1 protein-coding gene and 1 pseudogene are annotated in these 3,053 nt (G+C 36.5%); one reads left to right on the forward strand and one right to left on the reverse strand.

Annotation, left to right across the window (positions count from 1 at the left end):
* Nucleotides 1-430 (reverse strand): annotated as a pseudogene (locus tag F6K13_RS25840) (Na-K-Cl cotransporter); the annotation flags it as partial.
* Nucleotides 431-1,393: 963 nt separating this feature from the next.
* On the opposite strand from F6K13_RS25840, the gene F6K13_RS25845 reads away from it, so the two are divergent.
* Nucleotides 1,394-3,049: a YcjF family protein gene (locus F6K13_RS25845; protein WP_287288829.1), complete on the forward strand. Its 1,656-nt coding sequence runs from the start codon at nt 1,394-1,396 to the stop codon at nt 3,047-3,049.
* Nucleotides 3,050-3,053: the final 4 nt, after the last annotated feature.

Below are 3,053 nucleotides of genomic sequence, written 5' to 3' on the forward strand. Positions count from 1 at the left end.
ATAGTTGGTTAAGGCCACCAAAGGCATCTACTAGGCTTTCTGCAAAACCAATAGTATAAAGAGCTACTGATAGAGCTTGGGCAAAGTATAGTGGTATTCCCACTGCACCGCCTGTTTCAATACCTAAAGACCGACTAATCATATAGTAGGCACCTCCTCCTTTGACTATTCTGTCTGTAGCGATCGCGCTGACTGACAAAGAAGTTAGAAAGGTAATTGCTGTGGACAAAGTGACAATAAGCAAAGTCCCCAATAAACCAACATTACCTACTACCCACCCAAAACGGAGGTACATAATTACACCCAAAATTGTCAAAATTGAGGGAGTATAGACACCACCAAATGTTCCTAAACCTATTTCATTAGTATTGTCAGAAGCAGTTTTTGGAGTTGATTGTGTTTCTTCTGATGGTTTTTTAAATAGCTTCATACATACAAAATTTTAATATTTAAATTTCTCATTGAAGTTATCTATCATTTAATTAAATATCTATCATTGCTTTATGTCTTAGCTTTCAAGTCTTAGATTTTAGATAGTGTTTCAACTCAAACATTTTGGATACCAATAAATAATAGGGATTTTTAAAGCTGATGTTCTTTTTTCTTGATTAATTTAATTTCTAAAGTCAAAAAAACTCCCGACCATTACCTTGTAAAGCAAAGATGTTTTATACCAACTTTATAAATCTTTGCTACAAATAGCTAGGTTATTTCTTAGGAGTCAGGAGTCAGAATGAATAACTTCAATACCATTTATTAGTTCGTAAGTTATCTTTTTAGTCAAAGGGACATTTCCTGTAAAGTCTTTTGATTGCCCTGATTATTTGTAACATTATTTTTTGAAAATGGTATTAGATATAACAACCATATTGCTTAGAACATAGACTGATTATGAATCGAATAAAGTCCACTTTTTTTCCCACTACTAGCTATTGCCTGCTATATGACCAAAAAAATCAGGTCTCAAGTCTCCAGTGTGAAACTATCCCTAATTATTCGGTAATGGATAGCCTATTATATAGAATCCGGTTATTTATATAGTATATGTTTATAACTATACTTCAAGCCTTCAATCTTCTCCTACTCCTCTACTGCCCTACTGCCCTACTCCCCCCAAATATATAATAAGTGTTCAACTGGATTTGATATTAAAGGGGATAAAAAGGAAAATTCTGCATATTCAAAGTTTCCCTATTTCAGGAGGTATTGATAACTCTTGAAGAAGGAGACAGGAGACAGGAGACAGGAGACAGGAGGAAAATTACATGGGGATTCTCACCCCAAGTAATTTTGAACACCGTGTAGACGGTGGGGTATTAAACCCACAAAGAAAATGATAACTCATAACTCATAACTGATTTGACCTCAAACCTCTGATTTCAAGTAAGTAGAAATGCCAACTTCCCGCCTGTTAATATTGATTCTAGGTCTAAGCCTAATTTTATTGCTCATAATTTGGCTGATTGGTTCTTTATCATGGCTATATAGTCAAGTTTCATGGTCCGCCCCCCGATTTGTGGCCAACCTATTACTATTACTATTAATTTTCCTCATTGGAATAGTCATTTTTGCTTTCATATATTATTTGAGACTATATACCATTCAAAAAAATCAACGGCGACGAGGTTCAAAAGCTAAAGTTAAGATTCCGGTTGTGAAATCTGAGGTAGCTTCTGAATCTCTCAAGGCTGTGAGACAACAGGCTATACTGATTCAAGATGAGGTGGCTCGACAAGCGTTATTAGAACGTTCACAAGAAATAGAAGCTAGTCTAGCACGAGGTGATGTAAAAGTAGTTGTTTTTGGTACAGGTTCTGCTGGTAAGACTTCTGTTGTTAATGCTCTAATGGGTCAGATGGTGGGTAGGGTAGAAGCACCTATGGGGTCAACCAAAGTAGGAGAAACCTATCATTTAAAAATGCCAGGATTGGAAAAAGAAATTTTGATTACTGATACTCCAGGAATTTTAGAAGCGGGAGTAGCAGGTACGGAAAGGGGTCAACTGGCAAGGGTTTTGGCGACAGAGGCTAATTTACTATTATTTGTGGTTGATAATGATTTACAGAAGTCCGAATATGCTGCTTTTAACGCTTTGGCGGACATTGGTAAGCGATCGCTTGTGGTCTTTAATAAAATAGACCTCTACACTGAAGAGGACCGAGAAGCAATTATTGTTAAGCTCAGGGAAAGGTTAGTAGGGTTTAGCAAAATGGATATTGTGGCGATCGGTGCTCATCCTCATTCTGTTAAGCTTGAGACGGGAGAAATATATCAGCCAGAACCTGATATTATGGCTTTAATCGGACGTATGGCTGCTATTTTGCGGGCTGAGGGAGAAGATTTAATTGCTGATAATATTTTGCTCAAATCTCAACGGTTAGGGGAAGAAGCAAGATGTTTAATTGATGCTCAAAGACGACGACAAGCAGAGAAGGTTGTAGAAAGGTTTCAGTGGATAGGAGCAGGAGTTATTGCTGTTACGCCTTTGCCTGTAGTAGATGTTTTGGCCACAGCAGCAGTTAATGCTCAAATGGTAATAGAAATTGGCAAAGTTTATGGTTGTGAATTGAATTTTGAAAGAGGGCAAGAGTTAGCAATGTCTTTGGCTAAAACACTTGCTAGTTTAGGTATTGTTGAAGGGGCGATTAAATTAATTTCTACAGCTTTACAATTAACTATAGCAACTTTTTTAATTGGGAAGGCAATTCAAGGAGTAAGTGCAGCTTATTTAACTAGAATTGCTGGGAAGAGTTTTATTGAATATTTTAGTCATAATCAAGATTGGGGAGATGGTGGCATTACAGAGGTAGTACAAACACAATTTCAATTAACAAGAAAAGATGAATTTGTTAAGTTGTTTATTCAAGATGCGTTGGCTAAAGTTGTAGAACCTTTGACTAATATTTATTCCCAGAATGAAGAAGTTGAAATGGAAAAAGAATCTGATGAGGAAGATGAAATAAATTATCGACCTCCGGGGATGATAAAGCAGGATAATACTATTAATGATTGGGATACAGAAAGTATAGTCAAATGGGAAGATTGGTAACAGT

Origin of the sequence: Okeania sp. SIO2B9 (assembly GCF_010672505.1) — a bacterium.
In the GTDB taxonomy this organism is placed as follows: Bacteria; Cyanobacteriota; Cyanobacteriia; order Cyanobacteriales; family Microcoleaceae; genus Okeania; species Okeania hirsuta.